Annotated in this window: 18 protein-coding genes; 14 read left to right on the top strand and 4 right to left on the bottom strand. The window is 69.1% G+C overall.

Annotated features, from left to right (window positions below):
* Positions 1 to 79: 79 nt before the first annotated feature.
* The 9 genes from C1J00_RS03450 to C1J00_RS03410 all read left to right on the top strand — a co-directional run bounded on the left by C1J00_RS03450 (position 80) and on the right by C1J00_RS03410 (position 13,714).
* The gene (locus C1J00_RS03450; protein ID WP_245936168.1) at positions 80 to 397 is read left to right on the top strand and encodes a winged helix-turn-helix transcriptional regulator; all 318 of its coding nucleotides are present in this window, start codon (positions 80 to 82) and stop codon (positions 395 to 397) included.
* A gap of 135 nt (positions 398 to 532) precedes the next feature.
* The gene (locus tag C1J00_RS03445) at positions 533 to 1,525 is read left to right on the top strand and encodes a DUF1702 family protein (protein WP_219728316.1); all 993 of its coding nucleotides are present in this window, start codon (positions 533 to 535) and stop codon (positions 1,523 to 1,525) included.
* Positions 1,526 to 1,612: 87 nt separating this feature from the next.
* Positions 1,613 to 2,599 (top strand): DUF1702 family protein, encoded by a 987-nt coding sequence (locus tag C1J00_RS03440; protein ID WP_102907546.1) that lies wholly within the window; start codon positions 1,613 to 1,615, stop codon positions 2,597 to 2,599.
* Positions 2,596 to 4,521: a CRTAC1 family protein gene (locus tag C1J00_RS03435; RefSeq protein ID WP_180989387.1), complete on the top strand. Its 1,926-nt coding sequence runs from the start codon at positions 2,596 to 2,598 to the stop codon at positions 4,519 to 4,521. Before C1J00_RS03440 ends, C1J00_RS03435 begins: the two co-directional genes overlap by 4 nt.
* Positions 4,518 to 5,531: an enediyne biosynthesis protein gene (locus C1J00_RS03430; RefSeq protein WP_439333378.1), complete on the top strand. Its 1,014-nt coding sequence runs from the start codon at positions 4,518 to 4,520 to the stop codon at positions 5,529 to 5,531. Before C1J00_RS03435 ends, C1J00_RS03430 begins: the two co-directional genes overlap by 4 nt.
* Entirely contained in the window at positions 5,528 to 11,368 is a 5,841-nt protein-coding gene (locus C1J00_RS03425) for a type I polyketide synthase (RefSeq protein WP_102907543.1), read from the top strand. Before C1J00_RS03430 ends, C1J00_RS03425 begins: the two co-directional genes overlap by 4 nt.
* A 2-nt stretch (positions 11,369 to 11,370) precedes the next feature.
* The gene (locus C1J00_RS03420) at positions 11,371 to 11,820 is read left to right on the top strand and encodes an acyl-CoA thioesterase (protein WP_102907542.1); all 450 of its coding nucleotides are present in this window, start codon (positions 11,371 to 11,373) and stop codon (positions 11,818 to 11,820) included.
* Entirely contained in the window at positions 11,817 to 12,365 is a 549-nt protein-coding gene (locus C1J00_RS03415) for a flavin reductase family protein (RefSeq protein ID WP_102907541.1), read from the top strand. The genes C1J00_RS03420 and C1J00_RS03415 overlap by 4 nt, the downstream gene beginning before the upstream one ends.
* Positions 12,365 to 13,714 carry a cytochrome P450 gene (locus C1J00_RS03410; protein ID WP_102907540.1) on the top strand — a complete coding sequence of 450 codons (1,350 nt, stop codon included), beginning with the start codon at positions 12,365 to 12,367 and terminating at the stop codon, positions 13,712 to 13,714. Before C1J00_RS03415 ends, C1J00_RS03410 begins: the two co-directional genes overlap by 1 nt.
* 26 nt (positions 13,715 to 13,740) lie before the next feature.
* Here C1J00_RS03410 and C1J00_RS03405 read toward each other — a convergent pair whose 3' ends face one another.
* On the bottom strand, positions 13,741 to 14,511 hold the full coding sequence (locus tag C1J00_RS03405) for a helix-turn-helix transcriptional regulator (RefSeq protein ID WP_102907539.1): 771 nt from the start codon (positions 14,509 to 14,511) through the stop codon (positions 13,741 to 13,743).
* 24 nt (positions 14,512 to 14,535) lie between these two features.
* Positions 14,536 to 15,624: a ParB N-terminal domain-containing protein gene (locus C1J00_RS03400; protein WP_102907538.1), complete on the bottom strand. Its 1,089-nt coding sequence runs from the start codon at positions 15,622 to 15,624 to the stop codon at positions 14,536 to 14,538.
* Positions 15,625 to 15,907: 283 nt separating this feature from the next.
* Here C1J00_RS03400 and C1J00_RS03395 point away from each other — a divergent pair, with 283 nt between their 5' ends.
* The 5 genes from C1J00_RS03395 to C1J00_RS03375 all read left to right on the top strand — a co-directional run bounded on the left by C1J00_RS03395 (position 15,908) and on the right by C1J00_RS03375 (position 20,391).
* Positions 15,908 to 16,498, top strand: a complete 591-nt coding sequence (locus C1J00_RS03395; protein ID WP_102907537.1) for a DUF5987 family protein — start codon at positions 15,908 to 15,910, stop codon at positions 16,496 to 16,498.
* Complete coding sequence (locus tag C1J00_RS03390) at positions 16,495 to 18,153, top strand: FAD-dependent oxidoreductase (protein ID WP_102907536.1); 1,659 nt, start codon at positions 16,495 to 16,497, stop codon at positions 18,151 to 18,153. The genes C1J00_RS03395 and C1J00_RS03390 overlap by 4 nt, the downstream gene beginning before the upstream one ends.
* Positions 18,154 to 18,268: 115 nt before the next feature.
* Entirely contained in the window at positions 18,269 to 18,730 is a 462-nt protein-coding gene (locus C1J00_RS03385) for an acyl-CoA thioesterase (protein WP_102907535.1), read from the top strand.
* Between the two features lie 105 nt (positions 18,731 to 18,835).
* Positions 18,836 to 19,639, top strand: a complete 804-nt coding sequence (locus C1J00_RS03380) for a TIGR03084 family metal-binding protein (protein WP_102907534.1) — start codon at positions 18,836 to 18,838, stop codon at positions 19,637 to 19,639.
* Between the two features lie 80 nt (positions 19,640 to 19,719).
* Positions 19,720 to 20,391: a prephenate dehydrogenase/arogenate dehydrogenase family protein gene (locus C1J00_RS03375; RefSeq protein ID WP_102907533.1), complete on the top strand. Its 672-nt coding sequence runs from the start codon at positions 19,720 to 19,722 to the stop codon at positions 20,389 to 20,391.
* Between the two features lie 153 nt (positions 20,392 to 20,544).
* Here the strand turns inward: C1J00_RS03375 and C1J00_RS03370 are convergent, their stop codons facing one another.
* Together C1J00_RS03370 and C1J00_RS45855 are read right to left on the bottom strand one after the other, a co-directional pair.
* Positions 20,545 to 21,627 carry a carboxymuconolactone decarboxylase family protein gene (locus C1J00_RS03370; RefSeq protein ID WP_102907532.1) on the bottom strand — a complete coding sequence of 361 codons (1,083 nt, stop codon included), beginning with the start codon at positions 21,625 to 21,627 and terminating at the stop codon, positions 20,545 to 20,547.
* 95 nt (positions 21,628 to 21,722) lie between these two features.
* The coding region (locus C1J00_RS45855) for a hypothetical protein (RefSeq protein WP_219728315.1) at positions 21,723 to 21,974 on the bottom strand (252 nt) is incomplete at its 5' end.

Below are 21,974 nucleotides of genomic sequence, written 5' to 3'. Positions count from 1 at the left end.
CTCTCGAAGTGATCGGGGACCGCTGGACCTGCTGATCGTCCGCTCGGCGCTGCTGGGGGTCAAACGGTTCGACGGCTTCGTGAGTCATCTGAATATCGCCCGCAACGTACTCACCGTGCGGCTCAGCCGACTGGTCGAGATGGGCATCATGGAGCGGGTTTCCTACCAGGACAAGCCAGTCCGTCACGAGTACCCGCTCACCCGCACGGGCCGCGATCTGACTCGCACCGTCATTGCCTTGATGGAGTGGGGCGGCCGGAACCTGCCCACGGAACAAGGCCCTCCGCGAAGAGCCGAGCAGATGGGCTGTGACGGGCACGTGCACGTCCACCTCAGGTGCGACAGGTGCGACCGCCCCGTGCACGACGAAGAGGTCGTGGTGCGCCCGCTCCGGTGAACTGACCGGCCCTCGGCCCGCGAACACAGGCCTCCCCGAGGGACTGCGCACGACCGAAGATGCCCCTCGCTTCACCGCGCTCGGACTATGAGCCTCCGCCACCACCCCCTTGGTGGTCACGAGAGGAGGCACAGCGTGGCAACCGCATCGGGCGCTTTGCGCAGACTGCTCATGGCCCCGTCCTTGAGCGACGTCACCTTCGCTGAGCGCGGTTTCCCGGTCACCGAGACGGCGGCCACCCGGCAGCTCGAAGCCATCCCGCAGGCTGTCGTCTGTGGATTCGAGTGGGGCATCGAAGCCCGCGACCTCTGGGAGACCGAGCACAGGCTGTCCATGGTGGACGCGGAGGTGCGGGGTTTCGCCTACGAGGGCGCGACCATGGCCTGTGTCATCCGTGACGCGATGGGCCCCGGCCGCGGCAGCCGCACCGGGGAACTTCTGCAGGGAGCCGGGCGGCGGCACATCTTCCTCAACTACATCGGCATCGGCTTCGCCATGGCGCGCCTGCCCAGGCTCCTGTGGAAGAAGGTCATGCCCGACCTCGACGGCGCCAGGTACTACCCGCAGATGAGCTGGCTGGCCGTCGACGGCTACGGCTTCGACCGCGCCTACTTCGACACTGCCCGCTGGGTCGACCAGCAGCGCTTGCCCAAGCCCTACGCCTGGGAGGGGGACCCGGAGTACTTCGCGCGTGCCTTCGACCAGGGCATCGGCCGTGCCCTGTGGTTCATCCACGGCGCCCGTGTCGAGCATGTCGCCGCCGGCGTCGGCAGATTCGCTGCGCGACGCCATCCAGACCTGTGGTCCGGTGTCGGACTGGCCGCCACCTTCGCAGGCTCCTCCACCCCCGGCGATCTGGCCACGCTGCGTGTCACCGCCGGGGAGCACCGCGACCATCTGGCCCAGGGATCTGTGTTCGCGGCAAAGGCCCGCCACTTCTCGAACACCGTGCCTGACCACACCCGCGCCGCCACGCTCGCACTGGCCGGGATCACCGTCGAGTCGGCCGCCGCACTCGCCGATGACTGCGCCGATGCAGCGGTCCCCACGAGCAGCACGCCGGCCTATGAACTCTGGCGCAGGGCAGTGCGCGACCAGATGCCCGTAAAACCGCTTGAGCACTTCTGAAGTAGACGCCCCTGCAGGGCCCTTGGATAGATTCAAATTTCAGCCACGGGAAGCGCAGGGAAATTAATACGAGGGGCGGTTTATTACGTGTCCATCTTGCGTGCGCTGAGGCGCAGACTCCTCACACCCCACCTTCGGGAAACGCAGCTGGAAACACGCGGATTCCATGTGAAAGGCCCGGAGGCGAAGCAACAGCTGGAAACTGTCGGGGCGACCTTCCTCAAGGGTTACGCCTACGCGGTGGAAGCGCGCTCGGCAGCTGAGGCCGAACAGTGGCTGGAGACCGTGCCCAGCGCTTACCGGGGCTTCGCCTACGAGGGCGCCGGCATGGGCGCCGTCATGCTCGACTCGCTGACGGGCAGCACCAAGCGGCTGACTGGGCTACTCAACGGCCAGGGGCAGCACCACATCTACATGGTCTACGTCGGCATCGGCTGGGCGATGGCCCGGCTGCCGCGCTTCCTGTGGCCCGATGTCACCGGGACCGACCCGGTGCTGCGGTGGCTGATCCTGGACGGATACGGCTTCCACCAGGCGTACTTCCGCACTGACGACTATGTCCGCGATCCGCACCGCGAGCACCCCTTCACCTGGGACGGGGGCTCGGCCGCGTACAGCGCGCGGGTCATCGACCAGGGCATCGGCCGCGCATTGTGGTTCGTCGGCGGCACAGCCCCGGATGTGGTCGCCGGCCTTATCTCCGCCTACCCCGAGCATCGCCACGGCGACCTGTACGCCGGCGCGGGACTCGCCTCCACCTACGCGGGCAGCGCCGACGAGGACGAGCTTCGCCGGTTCGCCGAGCACGCAGGCAAGCACCAGCCCCAACTGGCGCAAGGCGCCGCCTTTGCCGCCGAGGCACGGGAGAAGGCCGGGACGACGACCGCCCACACCCACCTCGCGGCCCGCGTCCTGTGTGGCGGTCGCACCCCCGAAGCTGCCGCCCGGGTGTGCACAGACCTGAGGCCCGCAACCTGCGACGGGGGCGACACCCCGGCATTCGAGATCTGGCGGCAGCAGATCGCTGCCACCATCACTCCTTTCCCGCTCGTGCAGAAAGGTGCCATCGCATGACACACCCACGTACCTGGCTGCTCAAGCAGGCGCCCGGAGTTGTTGCTCTCGTTCTTATGGTGAGCACTTTCTACGCGGTAAAGCTGCCTTCGTCGTCTGCGGCTGAGAATGACCGGCTGGCGAGCAACTTCGCCTTCGAACCGATGTCCATATCCATGCCGGGCGGATTCAAGCAGCAGACCGTGCGAGACGTGAACCAGGCGTACAAGCACATCGAGGCCTGGATATCCTCGGTCGGCGCCGCTGTCGCCATGAACGACATCGACGGCGACACGCTGCCCAACGACCTGTGTGTGACGGACCCGCGCATCGACCAGGTCGCCGTCACCCCCGCCCCGGTGCCGGGCCGCCAGAGCGAGACGTACGAGCCGTTCGTGCTCGACCCCGCCCCGCTGCCGGTGAGCAAGACGATGGCCCCGATGGGCTGTGTCCCCGGCGACTACAACGAGGACGGCGCCACCGACCTCCTCGTCTACTACTGGGGCCGTACGCCCGTCATCTTCCAGGCCAAGAAGGCCGACGCGAAGAAGCCGGCCGAGCTTGGCGCCGACACCTTCGAGCCCATCGAGCTGATCGAGGGCAACGCCGGAAGCATCTACACCGGCCCGCTGTGGAACTCCAACGCCGCCGCCGTCGCCGACTTCGACGGGGACGGACACAACGACATTTTCATCGGCAACTACTTCCCCGACAGCCCCGTCCTGGATCCCGCCGAGGACGGCGGCGTCACCATGAACGACTCACTGTCGCACGCCCAGAACGGGGGCGGCGGCCACTTCTTCCGCTGGACCGAGCAGGGCTACAAGAAGGCCGAGGGCGTCCTTCCCAAGGACATCGACAACGGATGGACGCTCGGCGCCTCCGCCAATGACCTCGACGGTGACCAACGGCCCGAGATGTATCTCGCGCACGACTTCGGGACCTCCGCACTCCTCTACAACAAGTCCCGCCCCGGCAAGATCGAGTTCGCCGAGGTCAAGGCCCGGCACACCGCGACTGTCCCCAAGTCCAAGGAGATGGGCCGCAGTTCCTTCAAGGGCATGGGCGTCGACTTCGGCGATCTCGACAATGACGGCCTCTACGACGCGTTCGTCTCCAACATCACCACCTCGTTCGGCATCCAGGAGTCCAACTTCGCCTTCATCGACTCCGCCCGGGACAAGGCCGACCTGCGCGCGAAGCTCCGCGACGGCGAGGCACCCTTCAAGGACAAGAGTGCCCCGCTGAACCTCGCCTGGTCCGGCTGGGGCTGGGACGTGAAGATGGGCGACTTCGACAACAACGGCGACCAGGAGATCACCCAGGCCACCGGCTTCGTCAAGGGCAAGACCAACCGGTGGCCGCAGCTGCAGGAACTGGCCACCTCCAACGACGCACTGGTCAAGGACCCGCTGTGGTGGCCCAACATGCGAGAGGGCGATGACCTGGCGGGCGATCAGTTCCTGCGCTTCTTCGTCAAGAACGAGGACGACGCCTACAGCAACCTGTCCCAGCAGCTCGGCCTGGCCGTCCCGATCCCCACCCGGGGCATCGCCACCGGTGACGCTGACGGCGACGGCCGCTTGGACATGGCCGTGGCCCGCCAGTGGGGTGAGCCCGTCTTCTACTGCAACACGAGCAAAAAGGCCGGAGACTACCTCGGTTTGAAACTCACCGACGCGGCCGGCTCGCCCGTCATCGGAGCGCAGGCCACGGTGACGCTTTCCGACGGCAGCACCCGCCTGGGCCGTGTCGACGGCGGCGGCGGCCATTCCGGCAAGCGCAGCGCCGACGTGCACGTCGGCCTGGGCGCACAGGCCGACGGACCGGTCCAAGTCCATCTGACCTGGCGGGACCGGAACGGCAAGGTACGCAACCAGGATCTTCAGCTGAGCCCTGGCTGGCACTCGCTCCAGCTCGGCACGAACGCCAAGGAGAAGTGACCGTGACCACCAAACAGCCGCCCGGCGCCCCACGGCATGACGCGAAAGTGATCACCGCTCTTCGCCGATTCGCCATCTCGATCACGGTCCTCAACATCGCCGGCTACACGGTGCTCGGTTTCGAACAGCCCTGGCTGTGGCCATTCATCGCCGTGTTCACCGCCTACACGGTGGAAATGGGCCTCGAGGCCATCAGCGCCCAGGTGGACGGTCGCAAGCCCCGCTTCGCCGGCAACGGCGGCCGCGGAGTCATGGAGTTCCTCTACCCCGCACACATCACCGGCCTCGCGGTGAACATGCTCACCTACGTCAACGACCGCGTCTGGGTCATGGTGTTCGGAGTCATCGTCGCCGTCGGCACCAAGTGGGTACTGCGCGCCCCGCTCAAGGGCCGTATGCGGCACTTCATGAACCCGTCGAATTTCGGCATCGCGATCATCCTGGTGCTCTTCCCGTGGGCCAGCATCGCCCCGCCATACCACTTCACCGAGTACCTCTACGGCCCCGCCGACTGGGTCCTTCCGGCGATCATCATCGTCCTCGGCACGCTGCTCAACGCGAAGTTGACCGGCCGCATGTGGCTGATCGGCGCGTGGCTGATCGGCTTCGTCCTGCAGGCCGTCATCCGAGGCCTCGTGATGGGTACCGCCATCCCCGCGGCGCTCGGCATGATGACCGGTGTGGCCTTCGTGCTGTTCACGAACTACATGGTCACCGACCCCGGTACGTCGCCCTCCAAGCGCACTTCCCAGATCGCCTTCGGCGGCGGTGTCGCGGCGATGTACGGCCTGCTGACGGCCCTCGGCATCGCGTACGGCATCTTCTTCGCCACGGCGTTGGTCTGCCTGATCCGCGGCGGCTACCTGTGGGGACTGGACTACCTCCAGAAGCGGGCGGAGCAGACCGCTCAGGTGAACCCCGCACGGCCCGCCGGACCGCTGCCGGCCGTCATCGACAAGCCCGCGGGTGAGCAGCCGGCGAGTGAGAAGAAGGTGGCGGTGTCCGCATGAGCAGAATCGCCATCGTCGGCATGGCTTGCCGCTATCCCGATGCCGCCACCCCACGCGAACTGTGGGAGAACGCGGTGGCCGGAAGGCGCGCCTTCCGCCGGATCCCCGACGTGCGGATGCGCCTGGACGACTACTGGGACCCGGACCCCACGGTCCCCGACCGGTTCTACGCCCGCAACGCCGCTGTCCTGGAGGGCTACGAGTTCGACCGCATCGCGCACAGGATCGCCGGCAGCACCTACAGGTCGACCGATCTCACCCACTGGCTCGCGCTCGACACCGCTACCGCCGCGCTGGCCGACGCCGGCTTCCCGGTGGCCGAGGGCCTGCCCAGGGAACGTACCGGCGTGGTGGTGGGCAACACGCTCACCGGAGAGTTCTCCCGTGCCAATGGGATGCGGCTGCGCTGGCCCTACGTACGCAGAGTGCTGGCCGCCGCCCTCAAGGGGCAGGACTGGGAGGACGAGAAACTGGCCGACTTCCTCCAGGAGGTCGAGAGCGCCTACAAGCAGCCGTTCCCCGCGGTCGACGAGGACACCCTCGCGGGGGGCCTGTCCAACACCATCGCCGGGCGGATCTGCAACCACTTCGATCTCAACGGCGGCGGCTACACAGTCGACGGCGCCTGCTCCTCTTCGCTGCTCTCGGTCACCACCGCCGCCGGCTCGCTGCTCAGCGGCGACCTCGATGTGGCCATCGCGGGCGGTGTCGACCTGTCCATCGACCCGTTCGAGATCATCGGCTTCGCCAAGACGGGCGCGCTCGCCAAAAAGGAGATGCGCCTGTACGACCGAGGTTCCAACGGTTTCTGGCCGGGCGAAGGCTGCGGCATGATCGTGCTCATGCGCGAGGAGGACGCCCTCGCAGGCGGCCATCGCATTTACGCGAGCGTCGCCGGCTGGGGTATCGCCTCCGACGGGCAGGGCGGCATCACCCGCCCCGAGGTCAGCGGCTACCAGCTGGCTCTCAAGCGCGCCTACGAGCGGGCCGGGTTCGGTATCGAGACCGTTCCCCTCTTCGAGGGCCACGGCACCGGCACCGCCGTCGGCGACGCCACCGAGCTCAAGGCGATCATGGGTGCCCGCGCCGAGGCCGACCCCCATGCACCGGTGGCCGCCATCAGTTCCATCAAGGGAATGATCGGTCACACCAAGGCAGCCGCCGGTGTCGCCGGTCTGATCAAGGCCGCCATGGCCGTGGACTCGACGATGCTGCCGCCTGCCATCGGCTGCGTCGACCCGCACGAACTGCTCACCGACGAGCAGGCGAATCTGCGGGTGCTGCGCAAGGCCGAGCCCTGGCCGGACGACGCGCCGCTGCGTGCGGGCATCACCGCCATGGGCTTCGGCGGGATCAACACCCATGTCGTCCTCGACAAGCCCGTGGCCAAGCGGCGCAACGCACCCAGCCGGCGCGCCACCACTCTGGCCGCCTCCCTGCAGGACGTCGAACTGCTGCTCCTTGACGGTGAATCGCCCGAGGCGCTGAGCGAACGGCTCGTCCAGGTCGCTGACTTCGTTGCCCGGGTGTCCTACGCCCAGCTCGCGGACCTGGCGGCCACCCTGCAGCGTGAGCTGCGCGAGCTGCCCTACCGCGCGGCCGTGGTCGCCTCCTCGCCCGAGGACGCCGAGAGCCGCCTGCGCCATCTGACCGACGCAGTGGCCGCGGGTACCACCTCGCTGTTCGCGCCCGACGGCCGCGCTTTCCTCGGCTTGGCCGACGAGGGTGCCCGGATCGGCTTTCTCTTCCCCGGTCAGGGCTCTGGCCAGGGCACCGGCGGCGGTGCCCTGCGCCGCCGCTTCACCAAGGCCGCGGAGATCTACGACAGAGCCGGGCTGCCCGTCACCGGCGACATGGTGGCGACTGATGTGGCCCAGCCGCGCATTGTCACCGGATCGAGCGCGGGCCTGCGCGTCCTGGACTCCCTCGGCGTGGAGGCGGACCTCGCCGTCGGCCACAGCCTCGGTGAACTCTCCGCCCTGCACTGGGCCGGCGCCATGGACGCCGGCACTCTCCTTCAGGCGGCCAGGGTGCGTGGCCGCGCCATGGCAGAGCACGCCGCCTCGGGCACGATGGCCTCGCTCGCCACAGACCATCACAAGGCAGCTGCGCTGGCCGACGGACTGCCCGTCGTCATCGCCGGATACAACGGCCCCGCGCAGACCGTCGTGGCCGGACCCGTCGCCGACATAGAGGCCGTCGCGGCGAAGGCCGCCGCGGCCGGCGTCGGTTGCGCCCGCCTGGCAGTTTCCCACGCCTTTCACTCGCCACTGGTCGCTCCGGCCGCCGACACCTTCGGGGAGTGGCTCGCAGGGACCGCCTTCGCGCACGTGGACCGCCGCGTCATCTCCACGGTAACCGGAGCGGAACTCGCTGCGGACGTGGACCTGTCAAAGACGCTGCGGCAGCAGATCACCGAACCGGTGCTGTTCACGCAGGCCGTCCAGGTGGCGGCCGCCGACGTCGACCTGTTCGTCGAGGTGGGCCCTGGACGGGTACTCAGCGCTCTCACGGCCGCTGCCACCGGTGTACCGGCCCTCGCGCTCGACACCGACGACGAGTCGCTGCGCGGACTGCTCCAAGTCGTCGGCGCCGCCTATGTCATCGGGGCCCCGGTGATCCACGAGCGGCTGTTCCAGGACCGGTTGACCCGGCCGCTGGAGATCGGCGTCGAAGCCAGCTTCCTGGCCAGCCCCTGCGAGCAGGCTCCACGGGTCGACCTCCCCGCGGCGGCCGGCATACGGCCGCAGGGCACCGCCGATGCCACCGCCGCCGACGAGAGTACCGTCGCCTCGGGCGACGCAGCGGGGCAGCAGGCCATCGAGGTGCTGCGCGCGCTCATCGCCGAGCGCGCCGAACTGCCGCCCGAGCTCGTCGATGACGACAGCAACCTTCTCGACGATCTGCACATGAGCTCGATCACGGTCGGCCAGATCGTCAACCAGGCCGCCACGAAGCTCGGCCTCGCCGCAGCCCAGGTACCCACCAACTTCGCCACCGCGACGCTGCAGCAACTGGCCGAAGCCCTCCAGTCACTGGCGGAACAGGGACCGGCGGACAACAGCGCCGCGCCGGTCGTGGCGGGCGCGGCCCCCTGGGCCCGAGCCTTCGCCATCGACCTCGACGAGGTGCCGGTCGGCCCGGCCGCCGCCGGGCAGCAGAGTGGCACCTGGCAGCTCTTCGCCGACGCCGCCCATCCGTTCGCCCAGGACTTGAAGAAGGCTCTGGAAGGTGCCCAGGTCGGTTCCGGTGTCCTGGTCTGCCTGCAGCCGAACTGTCCGCAGGAGCACATCGAGCAGGCGCTGGACGGAGCCAAGGACGCCCTGGCGGGCGACCACCAGCGCCGCTTCGTGCTGGTCCAGGCCGGCCGAGGGGCGGCGGGCCTCGCCAAGACCCTCCACCTCGAGGCGCCGCACCTGAGGACGACCATCGTCCACACCCCCGTCTCGCAGGAGGCCGTCCAGCAGGTGGTGTCCGAGGTCGCCGCGACCACGCGGTTCACCGAGGCGCACTACGACGCGGGCGGCGTGCGCCGGGTACCGACCCTGCGTGCCCTGCCGGTGGACCCCCACCGCACCGACCGCGTCCTCGGCACGTCCGACGTGCTTCTCGTCACCGGCGGCGGCAAGGGCATCACCGCGGAGTGCGCCCTCGCTGTAGCCAAGGACAGCGGTACCAAGCTGGCTGTGCTCGGCCGCTCAGACCCCACCGAGGACGCCGACCTCGCCGCCAACCTCAAGCGCATGTCCGACAGCGGGGTGACCGTGCGCTACGCCGCGGCTGACGTCACCGACCCGCAGCGGGTGCGCGCCGCGGTCGCCGAACTCACCGCAGAACTCGGACCCGTCACCGCCCTGCTGCACGGGGCCGGACGCAACGAACCCGAGGCCATCCACAGCCTCGGAATGGACGCCGTCCGACGTACCTTCGCGCCCAAGGTCGACGGTCTGCGTGCTGTCCTGGACGCCGTCGGAGAGGACAGCCTCAAGCTCCTCGTCACCTTCGGCAGCATCATCGGCCGGGCCGGGCTGCGCGGCGAGGCACACTACGCGACCTCCAACGAGTGGCTGGCCCACCTCACCGAAGAGGTCGCCCGCAGGAGGCCGCAGTGCCGCACCGTGTGTATGGAGTGGTCGGTGTGGTCCGGCGTCGGCATGGGCGAGAAGCTCTCCGTCGTCGAGTCGCTGGCCCGCGAAGGCATCACCCCTGTCTCTCCCGACCAGGGCGTCGAGATCCTGCTGCGGCTGATCAACGACCCGGACGCGCCGGTGACCGCCGTCATCAGCGGTCGGACAGAAGGCATCGAGACCATACGCCGCGATCTGCCGCCGCTGCCGCTGCTGCGGTTCGCCGGCACCCCGCTCATCCGCTACCACGGCGTCGAACTGGTCACCGAGGTCGAACTGAACGCCGGCACCGACCCCTACCTTGCCGACCACCTCCTGGACGGCAACCTGCTCCTGCCCGCCGTGGTCGGCATGGAAGGGATGGCCCAGGTCGCGTTCGCCGCTACCGGCTGGCACGGCGTCCCGGTGATCGAGGGAGCCCAGTTCCTGCGGCCCATTGTGGTGCCGCCGAACGGCACCACCCGCGTCCGGGTCGCCGCAACCGTGACGGGCCCCGCCACCGTAGCCGTGACGATCCACGCCGAGGAAACCGGCTTCGTCGCCGAACACTTCAGAGCCACGCTGCGTTACACGCCCAGCGCCATCCCCGACGGGCCGCCTTCTCAGGTGCCGCCGGGGGTCCCCGAGGCCCCGCTGGACCCGGCGTCGGACCTGTACGGCGGCGTCCTGTTCCAGGGCAAGCGCTTCCAGCGTCTGCGCCGCTTCCACCGGGCCGCGGCCCGACACGTGGACGCGGATGTCGAACTCGCTGCCCCCACAGGCTGGTTCGCGCCCTACCTGCCGAGCACGCTGCTGCTTGCCGACCCCGGCATGCGCGACGCGCTGATGCACGGCAACCAGGTATGCGTACCCGATGCCACACTGCTGCCGTCCGGGATCGACCGGCTGTACCCGCTCGGTGCGGGCACCCTCCCAACGGGGGAGCTGCGCTACAGCGCAACCGAGCGCTACCGCGACGGGAACACCTACGTGTACGACATCGCGGTACGGACGGACGACGGCACCGTTGTCGAACGCTGGGAAGGCCTTACCCTGCACGCCGTGCGCAGGACGGACGGCTCCGGACCGTGGGTCCCGGCGCTGCTCGGCTCCTATCTGGAGCGGATGCTGGAGGACGTGCTCGGCACGCACTTCGATGTCGCGGTCGAACCGGACCGGCTCGCAGAGGCCGCCCCCGCCGGCCCGGCCATCGCCCATGGGAGCGTCGCCGAGCGCCGAGCGGGCACTGCCGCCGGGGTCCAGCGGGCCCTCGGCACGCCCGCCGCAGTGCGCTACCGGCCCGATGGCAGGCCTGAACTCGACAACGGCCGCCCGATGTCGGCGGCGCACGGGCTGGGCGTGACCCTCGCGGTCGTCGCTGAGGGCAAGGTCGCCTGCGACATCGAAGCCGTCAACATCCGCGGCACGGCCGAATGGCAGGGACTGCTCGGGGAACACACCCCGCTCGCGGCGCTGCTCGCCAAGGAGATGGGGGAGGCCCCGGACACCGCCGCCACACGGGTGTGGAGCGCCGTCGAGTGTCTCAAGAAGGCCGGGATCACGGCCGGGGCGCCCCTCACCCTCAGACACCACCGTGACGACAACTGGGTTGTTCTCGGGGCAGGCGACCTGCGCATCGCGACGTTCGCCACCACTCTGCGCCACGCGGTGGAACCAGCCGTCCTCGCCTTCCTGGTCGAAGGCGCCACCGACTTCGGGGGGCGGTCCTAGCGATGGGCGGCTACTTCGAGTACCGGCACACTGTCGCCTTCGCGGAGACCGACCTCAGCGGCGTCGCGGACTATGTCAACTACCTGGTCTGGCAGGGACAGTGCCGGGAGCAGTTCTTGCGCCAACGGATGCGCGAAGCTCTCACCGGCGAGGCGGACAGACCCAGCCTGTTCACGCTGAAAGTGGACTGCGACCTCCTCGCGGACGTCACGGCCCTCGACCGGCTCTCGATCAGGATGCGGGTGCTCGAAGTTCGCGCCACCCAGATCGATCTCGCCTTCGACTATGTGAAGGTGACTGATTTGGGCGAGATGCTGGTCGCCCACGGCAGCCAACGGATCGCCTGCATAAGCGGCCCGCGGCATGCCCCCGCACCCGTCCCCGACGCGTTGGCCGATGCGCTGGCACCCTATGCGGACTCTGTACGTCCCCTCGCCGGGAGGCAGTCATGAGCACACTGAGCGCGCCCGCCGCCGACCCCGTCGACGTCGGGGACCGACGTCGGCTCCGCGGCGTTCTGGGGGAGTTCCCCACCGGCGTCACCGTGGTGACGGTGGGCGGGGACGCCCCCCGGGGGATGACGGCCAATTCGTTCACATCCGTCTCCCTGGCCCCCCCGCTGCTGCTGGTCTGTGTCAACAACGACGCGGTCATGCGCCGCAGACTGGAACTCTGCGACACGTTCGCGGTGTCGGTCCTCGGGTCAGGACAGGAAGCCGTGGCACGCCATTTCGCCGACCACTCCCGCCCCGCCGGCATCGGCCAGTTCGACGCTGTCGAGTGGCGGACCGGCCCGGCCTCTGGCGCCCCTCTGATCGAAGGAGCCCTGGTACACCTCGAGTGCGCCAAGTGGCGGGTCTACGAGGCAGGAGACCACTGCGTGTTCCTGGGCGAGATACACACCGCCACGCAGTGGCCGGGACAGGATCCGCTGCTCTTCCACCGGGGCCAATTCCGGCGACTGGCGGCTGAACACCGCGAGAGCAGGCAGCCGTGATGAAGAAGAATTATCCGCCCGGACCGCCGCTGAGGGCGCTGCCGGGGCTGCTGAAGAAGCTCGCCGTCGACCGGCTCGGCCTGATGCGGGACGCGGCGGCCCTCGGGGACGCGGTCCGCGTCTCGATGGGCCCCAAGAAGCTCTACATCTTCAACCGCCCCGACTACGCCAAGCACGTCCTCGCCGACAACAGCGCCAATTACCACAAGGGCATCGGACTCGTGCAGGCCAAGCGCGCCCTCGGTGAAGGCCTTCTCACCAGCGACGGCGAGGTCTGGCGCGCCCAGCGCAAGACCCTCCAGCCCGCCTTCAAGCCGGGTCGCATCGCCGAGCAGGCGAACGCCGTGGCGGAGGAGGCCACGAAGCTGGTCTCCGTACTGCGCAACCACGAGTCGGCTGGTCCCGTGGATGTCCTGGAGCAGGTCACCGGGCTCACCCTCGGGGTGCTCGGCCGTACGCTCCTCGACAGCGATCTCGGCGCGTACGACTCGGTGGCGCATGCCTTCGAAGAAGTCCAGGACCAGGCCATGTTCGAGATGGTCACCCAGGGCATGGTGCCCAGCCTGCTTCCCCTGCCCGGCGAACTGCGCTTCCGCAGGGCCCGCAGGGAACTGCGCCGTGTGGTCGATCACTTGGTGGCGGATCGTGCCGCGCGGTTGGCCGACGACGAGGTGCCCGACGACGCGCTGGCCCGGATCATCATGGCCGCCGACCGCGAGGGCGATGTGCGCGCAGCGCGAAGGAAGCTACAGAACGAGCTGATCACGCTGCTGCTCGCCGGGCACGAGACCACGGCCAGTACCCTCGGCTGGACCTTCCACCTGCTGGCCGGGCATCCGCAGGTCCGCGACCTGGTCCGCGAGGAAGCCATGACCGTCCTGGGAGACGGCATGCCCCGGGTCGAAGACCTGCACAAGCTGACGTACACCACCAAGGTCGTCCAGGAGGCCATGCGGTTGTATCCGCCGGTGTGGGTCCTGCCCCGGATCGCCCAACAGGTGGACGAGGTAGGCGGGTACACCGTATCGGCCAAGGCTGATGTGCTGGTCTGCCCCTACGTTCTGCACCGCAACCCGGACCTGTGGGACGACCCGGAGCGCTTCGATCCGGGACGCTTCGACCCGCCGCGGGTGGCGAACCGGCCGCGGTACGCCTATCTCCCCTTCGGGGCGGGACCACGGTTCTGCGTAGGCAGCAACCTCGGCATGATGGAGGCCGTATTCGTCACCGCCATCGTCACCCGGGACCTCACCCTGCGTCCGGTACCGGGGCACGACGCGGTGGCGGAACCGATGCTGTCGCTACGGATGCGCGGTGGGCTACCGATGACCGTCCACCCGGCCGGCTGACGAACCGCCCCGCAACCCACCGTCCGTCAGACGGACGCCGGATGCTCCGCGCGCATGTCGTGCAGGGCGAGGAGCACCGGCGGATCCAGGGCGTCCCGGGGACGCAACACGATCTGCAGTGGCATGACGAGCGTGCCGGCGTGCACCGTGACCGGGCCGTGCCGTCCGACGTACAACTCGTCGGACGCGGCCACGTCCGGGCGGTCGAGCGCGGCGTCGGGGGCCGAATGCGCCAGGACGTACCAGCTGCCGGGCGGAACGTCTGCCAGCTCGAAGACGCCAGGTTCCTCCAGCCCAGTGAAACGCACCGGCCGGCCCTGCGGAACACAGCTGGGAAAGAGCCCAACGAAGATGGGGCCCGGCGCGCTTCCCGGTGTACGGACGACCCGGCCGCGCAGCGAACGGCGCTGTGCCACATCGCTGAGGCTTGCCATCGCAGCCGCTCTGGGAATCTCCCGCATGATGCCCCTGCGGTCGCGGAACTCGCTCGGGGGAATGCCGACACACTCCTTGAACCGTGAACTGAAGGTGCCGACACTGCTGTAGCCGACCTGACTGCTGATGTCGGCGACACTGAAATCGGTGCGCACCAGGAGGCGTTTGGCCTCCTGCAGCCGGAGCGCCGAGAGGAACCGACCTGGCGATATGCCTGTCGCGTCCTTGAATATCCGGGTGAAGTGAAACTTGCTGAACATCGCCGTGCGCGCCATGTCGTCGATCGTCAAGTCATTCCCGAGGTTGATGCGCATGTATTCGACAACCTTGCGGATGGCGTGCTCCGTCGTGGTCGAGTTCACGGTCTCTCCCGTGGTTGATAGGCGTCAATGTCGAGATGGCCGAGTTGCTCTCATCTCCGGGTGGACCGGCAGAGCCACGTGGCGCTTCCTGGAAAGCTCATCCGCGAACCTGCGCCAGGAGTCGGCGCATTCCTGGGCAAGCTCCGCCACTGACTCCGTGCAGTGCGGTGGAATCGTGTCCAGACGCTTTCGCCAGGCCTCGTCCATGACGAAGTGGACGTGAATCCATCGAATGAAGTCCCGGCCCGAGTCCGAGTGACGCAGGGAGGGATCAGCGGCAAGCCTGCGCAGCGCATCGAGCGCGCCGCGGGAACGGGGCGTCCTCAGCTGGTGGGCCGACGGGCGGGCGCGCGGCGTCCCCGGGGCGTCAGCGCCCGCGGGGGAACTCGCGGCTTTGGCCGGATCGCCGGTGCGGGCGCCGCCCGCACCGGCCGGACGTGCTCGGCCCGGTCGGCTCTCGGGGACTGGCCGATCTCCCCGCAGCAGCCTCTGCCGTACGTCGTGCGCGGTCCCGAGGGACAGCCCCGTCTCCTTGACGACGGTGCGCAGCGGAAGGCTGGGATCCCTGGTCAGGAGCTCGGCGGCGTGCATACGCTCCGCTGTGCGGTCGAGCGGATACACACGCCCGTCGGCACCCATCCGGGCGTTCAGCGGCGGAGAATCCGCGGCTGAACACTGACGGAGGGCCGCCACGGTCTTCGCGTCGAGGCCCACGTATCCAGCGACGGCACGGTCCGAGAGACTCGGGTGCGAATCGAGGATGCGCTGCGCGGCCGCCTTTCGGTCGGCCAGGGACAGCGGCAGTCCGTGGGACGTGTTCGCCGAGACCGACCGCAGGAAGACCTCCTCTTCGGTGCCGTCGAAGAAGTGGACCGCGACGGAGGTAAGACCGCGGAGCGCGGCGGCTCCTATGCGATGCATACCGTCCACCACGCGCATGGTGGGGCGGTGCACAAGAACCGGGGGCAGGCACGGGTAGATGTCAGCCAGCCTGTGCACATGATTCGTGTCGATTCCGTTCAAGCGCGGAGAATCCGCAGGAACCAGTGCATCGATATGGATGTGGCGAACTGGATCCGTCGATGGGGCGATGGAATGCTCAGAACCGTTCATGCTTCCCCCACACATGAAACCGATGGCACTACCGCGTACGTGCCGCCGTGCCACTGACGAAGGACAATTGCGGGTGGATCGGGAGTGCATCCGGTCGGGAGCGTAGCGATGCCCCACGATGCGGCGGGAATGAGAGGGCCGAGATACGCCGACTTAGGGGAGTCGGTTGCTCAGTAGGACCCACTCTGGAGAGTTTGTCTTCGGCCTAACGCGGTTGCCTGAACGCAGTGATGCGCCATAGCTTCCCTGTCACGCCGAAGGGCGCCCACTCCGATAGACGTCGATGGAGGACGAGTTGCAGGACGGCAAATATCTCCAGACGCCTCTTGGCGAGAACGTCACAATGACCCTTGAGGCCTATGCGGACACCATCATTCCCGGTGCCAAGCGCGGCCCCGGAGACCGGGCGATCGCCGGCGTCGCCACGGGCGGTGGCGCGGTCCAGGCCGGCGCGCTCGAGCTGCTGCAGTGGGACGCCACCGGCATCCACGACGGCCTCGAGGACTTGGCCCGGCGCGTCAACGCACACGCCGAGGCCTACGCCGCGGAACAGGCCTTGCGCCTCGACCCGACGGTGCCCCCGTTCGTGGCACTCGCCTACGAGCACCGTGCGTCGCTGATCCAGCGGTTGACGACGCCGGGGCATCCGGAGAAGGAGTTCTGGGTGCTGCTCGCACTGTTCTGCAACATGGCCTTCGACTCGGCCGCCCATCTGCACACGGCCCAGGCGCTGGCGGACGGCCACCCCGGACTCGTGGCCATGGGCATCCCGAGTCCCGACGCCGACGGCCTGTGGCGCTTCGAAGACTTCGGTTACGGCCGTGCCCTCGCCGACCCCCACCCCGACACCACGCCCACCGGGAGCCCCGCATGAGCAGCGCCGTCGAACATACGGACGTCCTGGTTGTCGGCAGTGGCTTCGGTGGTGCGATCACCGCTTACCATCTGGCGGCCGGCGGTGCCAAGGTCACCGTTCTGGAGCGGGGGCCCTGGCTTGAGAGCAGTGAATTCGAGCACGACTACAAGCTCGGTTCGTCCTACACCCGCGCCTTCGACTTCGTGGTCGGCAACGGGATGAGCGTGCTCGGCGGCAACTGCGTCGGCGGTGGCAGCGTCGTCTACTTCGCGGCCATGCCCCGGGCGCCCCGTTTCATCTTCGACCGGCACGGCTCCATCGGCCGCCGGATGTGGCCTGCGGCGATCAGCCGCGGCACCCTGGATCCCTGGTACGACCGGGTCGCCGAGTCGCTCTCCATCACCAAGCAGGAGTGGAGTGACGTCAGTTACGCGGGCGGGCTGTGGGCGGCAGCCTGCGACCACACGGGCCGCACCGCCAATCCGCTGCCCGTGGCCGTCGACAATTCCAAGTGCGTCAACTGCAACTGGATGATGGCCGGTTGTCGCTTCGAGGCCAAGCAGTCTCTTCTCGTCAATTATCTTCCGGCCGCCCTGGCCCACGGCGCCGAGATCAGGCCCCTGCACGAGGTGCAGCACATATCCCGAACCCCGGACGGCGACTACCGCGTGCACTACAACGTCGTGCACGACGAGGACTACCGCATCCACAACGGCAACGGGGTCATCGAGGCGAAGATCGTCGTCATCGCCGCGGGTGCCGCCGCCACTCCGGTCATCCTGCAGCGCAGCGAGGCGACCCTCGGCATCATGCCGAGGTCGGTCGGCCGATACTTCTCCGGCAACGGCGAGCGCCTCAACACCGCGGTCATCAACGAGGACAAGGCGGCCGAGCTGCTGGGCCTCGACCGCGGCGACGGAGTGGCCTACGCCGCCAACCACATCGGCAAGGGTCCCACCGTGGCCAACTGGGACCGGCTCGATGGGAGCTTGCCCGAGTACTCCCGCTATTCACTGGAGCAGCTTTACTTCCCGCCGGGCCTGGGCACGATCCTCGCCCAGGTACCCGACGCCACCGGGCCCTCATGGTTCGGTACCGGGAAGAAGGAGCTACTTCGGCGCTGGAAGTCCTGGCTGACGATCTTCACGATGATCGAGGACGACAACGAAGGGGTCTTCGGACCGCCGCCGGCGACGGGCAACGCCCACCGCATCTCCCAGCAGATGCTGGGCCGCGGCAACCTGAGCTACAGCCCGGCGAAGACCACGATCCGTGCCTGGGAGCAGTCCGACGCCGAGGTCAAGGAAATCCTGGAGAAGGACGGCCTGGCCGAGGTGATGCCGTGGACCAACGATCTGGTGGGTGCGTACACCGTCCACCCGCTCGCCTCCTGCAGGATGGGAGACGACCCGCACACTTCCGCCCTCGATGACCGCAACGAGCTGCGCGGCCACCCCGGGATCTTTGTCACCGACGGCTCCGCCGTCCCCGGTGCGCTGACCGTCAACCCCGCCATGACCATCGCGGCACTCGCCGAGCGCGCGGTGCCGGGCATCGTTCAGGCGGCCCGGGACAAGGGGGTCGCCGTCAGTTACGGCGCCCCGGCACCCGACGGTTCGCGCGGCGGCCGCAAGAGCGTCCTGCCCCTGCTGCCCTCCCTGGCTCGCCGGTAGGGGCGCCGCGCGGCAGGACGGCTCAGACCCGTGCCGTTCGGCACGTCAGCCGGACAAGTGAGTTGCTTCAAGAAGCCGGACCATCATCCCGACAGCTGAGAGAAGGTCGAAGAGCATGACCGACTACTTCGAGTACCGCCACACCGTCGGCTTCGAGGAGACCAACCTCGTCGGCAACGTCTACTACGTGAACTACCTGCGCTGGCAGGGGCGGTGCCGTGAGCTGTTTCTGAAGGAGAAGGCACCGGCAGTCCTTGCCGAGGTGCAGAAGGACCTCAAGCTCTTCACCCTGAAGGTGGACTGTGAGTTCTTCTCCGAGATCACCGCCTTCGACGAGCTCTCGATCCGGATGCGGCTCTCCGAACTGGGCCAGACACAACTGGAGTTCTCGTTCGACTACGTCAAGGTGGGCGAGGACGGCGGTGAGGTCCTGGTCGCCCGGGGCAGGCAGCGGGTCGCGTGCATGCGCGGGCCGAACACCGCGACTGTGCCGTCCCTGATACCGGACGCGCTGGCCCGGGCCCTCGAACCGTACTCGGCCGGCATCCGGACGCTGGCGGGACAGTCGGCGGCGTGACCGACGCTTCCATCGGGCCTGCTGAGTTGCTTCGGACAACTCCCGTGGCGCGGTCCCGTCACACACTGTGCAGTCCCTGAACACCCGTTTCGTGAGGAGCAACGTATGTCCAGCCTGAACGACGTACTCGCGGCCCTGACCGCCGACATCGACGAAGTCGCCCAACTGGTCGAAAACATCGACGACGCCGCGTGGCACACCCCGACCCCGGCCGCCGGCTGGGACGTCGCCGACCAGATCGCCCATCTGACCTTCATCTTCACGCTGGCGAAGACCGCCGCCGCGGAGCCGGAGACCTTCAAGGCCATGGCGGCAGGGGCCGCACGCGACTTCGACGGAGCCGTCAACGCGGCCCTCGCACAGTACAACGGGCTCCCGCCCCGCGAACTCATCGGCCGCTTCCGAGCCGAGGGTCAGGCCTCCGTGCGGGCGCTGGCCGGCGTGCCCGAAGGGCAGGTTGTGCCGTGGCTGGTCAACCCGCTGCCGCCGGCTGTGCTGGCCAGTGCCGGAATCATGGAGCTGTTTGCGCACGGCCAGGACATCGCCGATGCCCTCGGGGTGCCTCGCCTGCCCACCGAGCGGCTGCGCCACCTGGCCTTCTTCGCCTACCTGACGCGTGACTTCGGCTACCAGTCCCGCGGCCTGACCCCGCCCGCCGAGCCTTTCCGCTTCGAACTCACCTCACCTGCGGGGCAGGTGTGGACCATCGGGCCCGAGGAAGCCCGCCAGACGGTGAGCGGGCCTGCGCACGACTTCTGTCTGCTCGTGACCCGGCGCAGGCACCGCGACGACCTCGCACTGACCGCGACCGGTGAGGATGCCGATCGATGGCTGGACATTGCCCAGGCCTACCGCGGCCCTGCGGGCGAGGGCCGCAAGCCCGGTCAGTTCGCCCCGACCCCGGCCTGACCTCCCCCGGGCGCTGGGCGGCGGATGTGGGCCGGCGAGCCGTCCGTCGCCCCAGGCCACTAGTACCGTGAGGAGGACTCATGACCCCCAGTGCCCTGAACCGGGTCACCGTGATCGGCTGCGGCCCCGTCGGTACCTCCATAGCGCTCGCGCTGACCCGTTCCGGAGTATCCGTGGCTCTCGACGATCCCGACTCCCGAGCACTGGCCGAGGCCCGGAGCAGGGGAGCCGGGACGGGCCTCACACAAGACCTGCCGGCCGCCGACCTCGTGGTCGTCGCCGTCCCGGACAGTGACCTTGTCGACGTCCTGTACGCGGCCCAGGTCAGCAGCCTCGGCCGCGTCTACACCGATGTCGCCGGATCCGACGAGCGGATCCGGACGGAGGCCATGCTGCGCGGCTGCGACCTCCTCGGCCACGTCCCGGGGCATCCCCTGGCGGCCCGGCTGCCGTCCTGCGCGGCCGAGGCCCACGCCGACCTTTTCGCCGGCCGGCCCTGGCTGCTGCGCCCGTACGCCCCCCTGCTGGCCGAGGCACTGGTCGCCGTCCGGGAACTGGTGTCGCTCTGCGGAGCGTACTGCCGGGACGGGTCAGCCGGGATGCCGCAGGGGCGGCACCACGCGATGACTGCCCGCTCGCCCCGGCGCGTCGCGCAGTGCGGGCCGCGCTCCCCGGTGCCTGAGCCGGTGTCCCCGTTGTGCCGGCTGGGACAGCCGCACGGCTGGTACGGGCGAGTACGCGGAAGGCGGTAGGACTGGGCCGTCCTGTGCGACGCCGGAGTCACCAGCCCTCGGTGCCGCGCCATGAAAGAGCCGCAGACGTCCCCGGCGAGACGCGGAAGGCCATCGGCCGGGAATGCTGCGCGCAACTCGCCTCACGGCCCGGGCCGTGAGGGCCGGGAGCCGCTAACGGCCGCGGGGCGTGGCAGGCACGTCAGCCGGCTCCGGGACTGCCCGTGGGGCCCGCACGGGCAGCGGCAGCCATGTACCGATACGCAGGGCTGTCGTCATCGCGGCCCAGGAGGTGAGCTCGATCAGCTCACGGTCGGTCGGGTGGCGGTCGCGGAAGGCGGAGACATCGGCTTCGGTGACTCGGTAGGGGGCATACGCCGTCAGCAGGGCGAGCTTGGCAGTGGGCCGGTCGCTGGTGGGCAGGCCGATGACGGCATCCTCGAACCATCCCGCGGTGGGACCCGCCGGCGCCCCGTTCCACAGGGCGAACCGGTTGTACACCCGCTGCCGCACCTGTTCGGGGACCCAGGCCGCCGACCTGTTCACAGCATGACAGGCCCGGGCGAGGGCGCCCGCGACGGCCGGGTTGCCCTCGGCCCACTCCAGACCGGCCGGAAGCTGCGCCGACGGGAGCAGCTCGAGCGCGGCACCGGGCGCCAGCGGACGGCCGGAGGCGGCGGTCATGCTCCGGGCAACCGTGCGCAGTATCGGGCCGCGTGCCAGGTCGGGGGCCTGCGCCGGCACGGGTGAGTCAGCGAGGAAGACGCTGACCATTCGGTTGAGGTAGTGGAACGTGACGGCCACGCCGCAGAGTTCGGGAGCCTCAAGGGCAGTGAACGGCGGCGGGCCGCACTCCTGCGTCGGGCCGGGCGACGGCCGACAGGTGCGAGCCCAGTCGGCCAGGTCGGCGTGCTCCCCCTGGGGCGCGGCAGTAAGGGTCTCGGCCGCGGCTTGGTGGACGTCGACACAGTACGGGCAGGAGTTGGCGCGGGAGACCTCCGTGGCGACGACCTCCTTCGCTGCGCGGCTCACCACGCCCTCGACCAGCAGAGTTTCACGCAGCAGCAGCCAGCTCGCGGCGAGCACGGCGGGGGCGGGGGAGTGCAGGGCCAAGGGCGGCGCCAGCACACCGAAATCGCGCTCGGCCTGCGCGTACACCTGAGCCACCTGTCCCTGCGCCCTGCCCGGCGGGACGGCGTCGACATGGCGGATCTGATGCAGCGAGCTGCGCAGCACCGCTCGTACGAGAGACCTCATTGGGGCGTACCTCCTGGACCATGCGGAACCCGCACGCCGCCGGCGTCCGGACTAACCCACACGAGTCTCCCCAGCGGGCCCGACTCGGCGCATCTTCACAACTGCTGCTCCGGCAGCTGAATGCGGCCGACCGGTGCACGAGTGTCCGCTTTCCTGCCGCTCTTGTGCCGCACCGCCACCCGGCGGGTGATCTCACCCATCAGCTGGACAGACGGGGCACCCGGACCGGAAGAGGCCGGGGACTGTCCCCGCCGGGCCTCTGCGAGGGCGACAGCTGCCCGGATCCTGTCCCAGTCGATCGGCTCGCCCGCGAGAGCGGCAACGCTGTCCGGGGCAGGGGCAGGGGC

Origin of the sequence: Streptomyces cahuitamycinicus, assembly GCF_002891435.1 — a bacterium.
GTDB classification, from domain to species: Bacteria; Actinomycetota; Actinomycetes; order Streptomycetales; family Streptomycetaceae; genus Streptomyces; species Streptomyces cahuitamycinicus.
The sequence above is the reverse complement of the archived record's forward strand: the minus strand, read 5'-3'. Positions and strand labels throughout refer to the sequence as shown.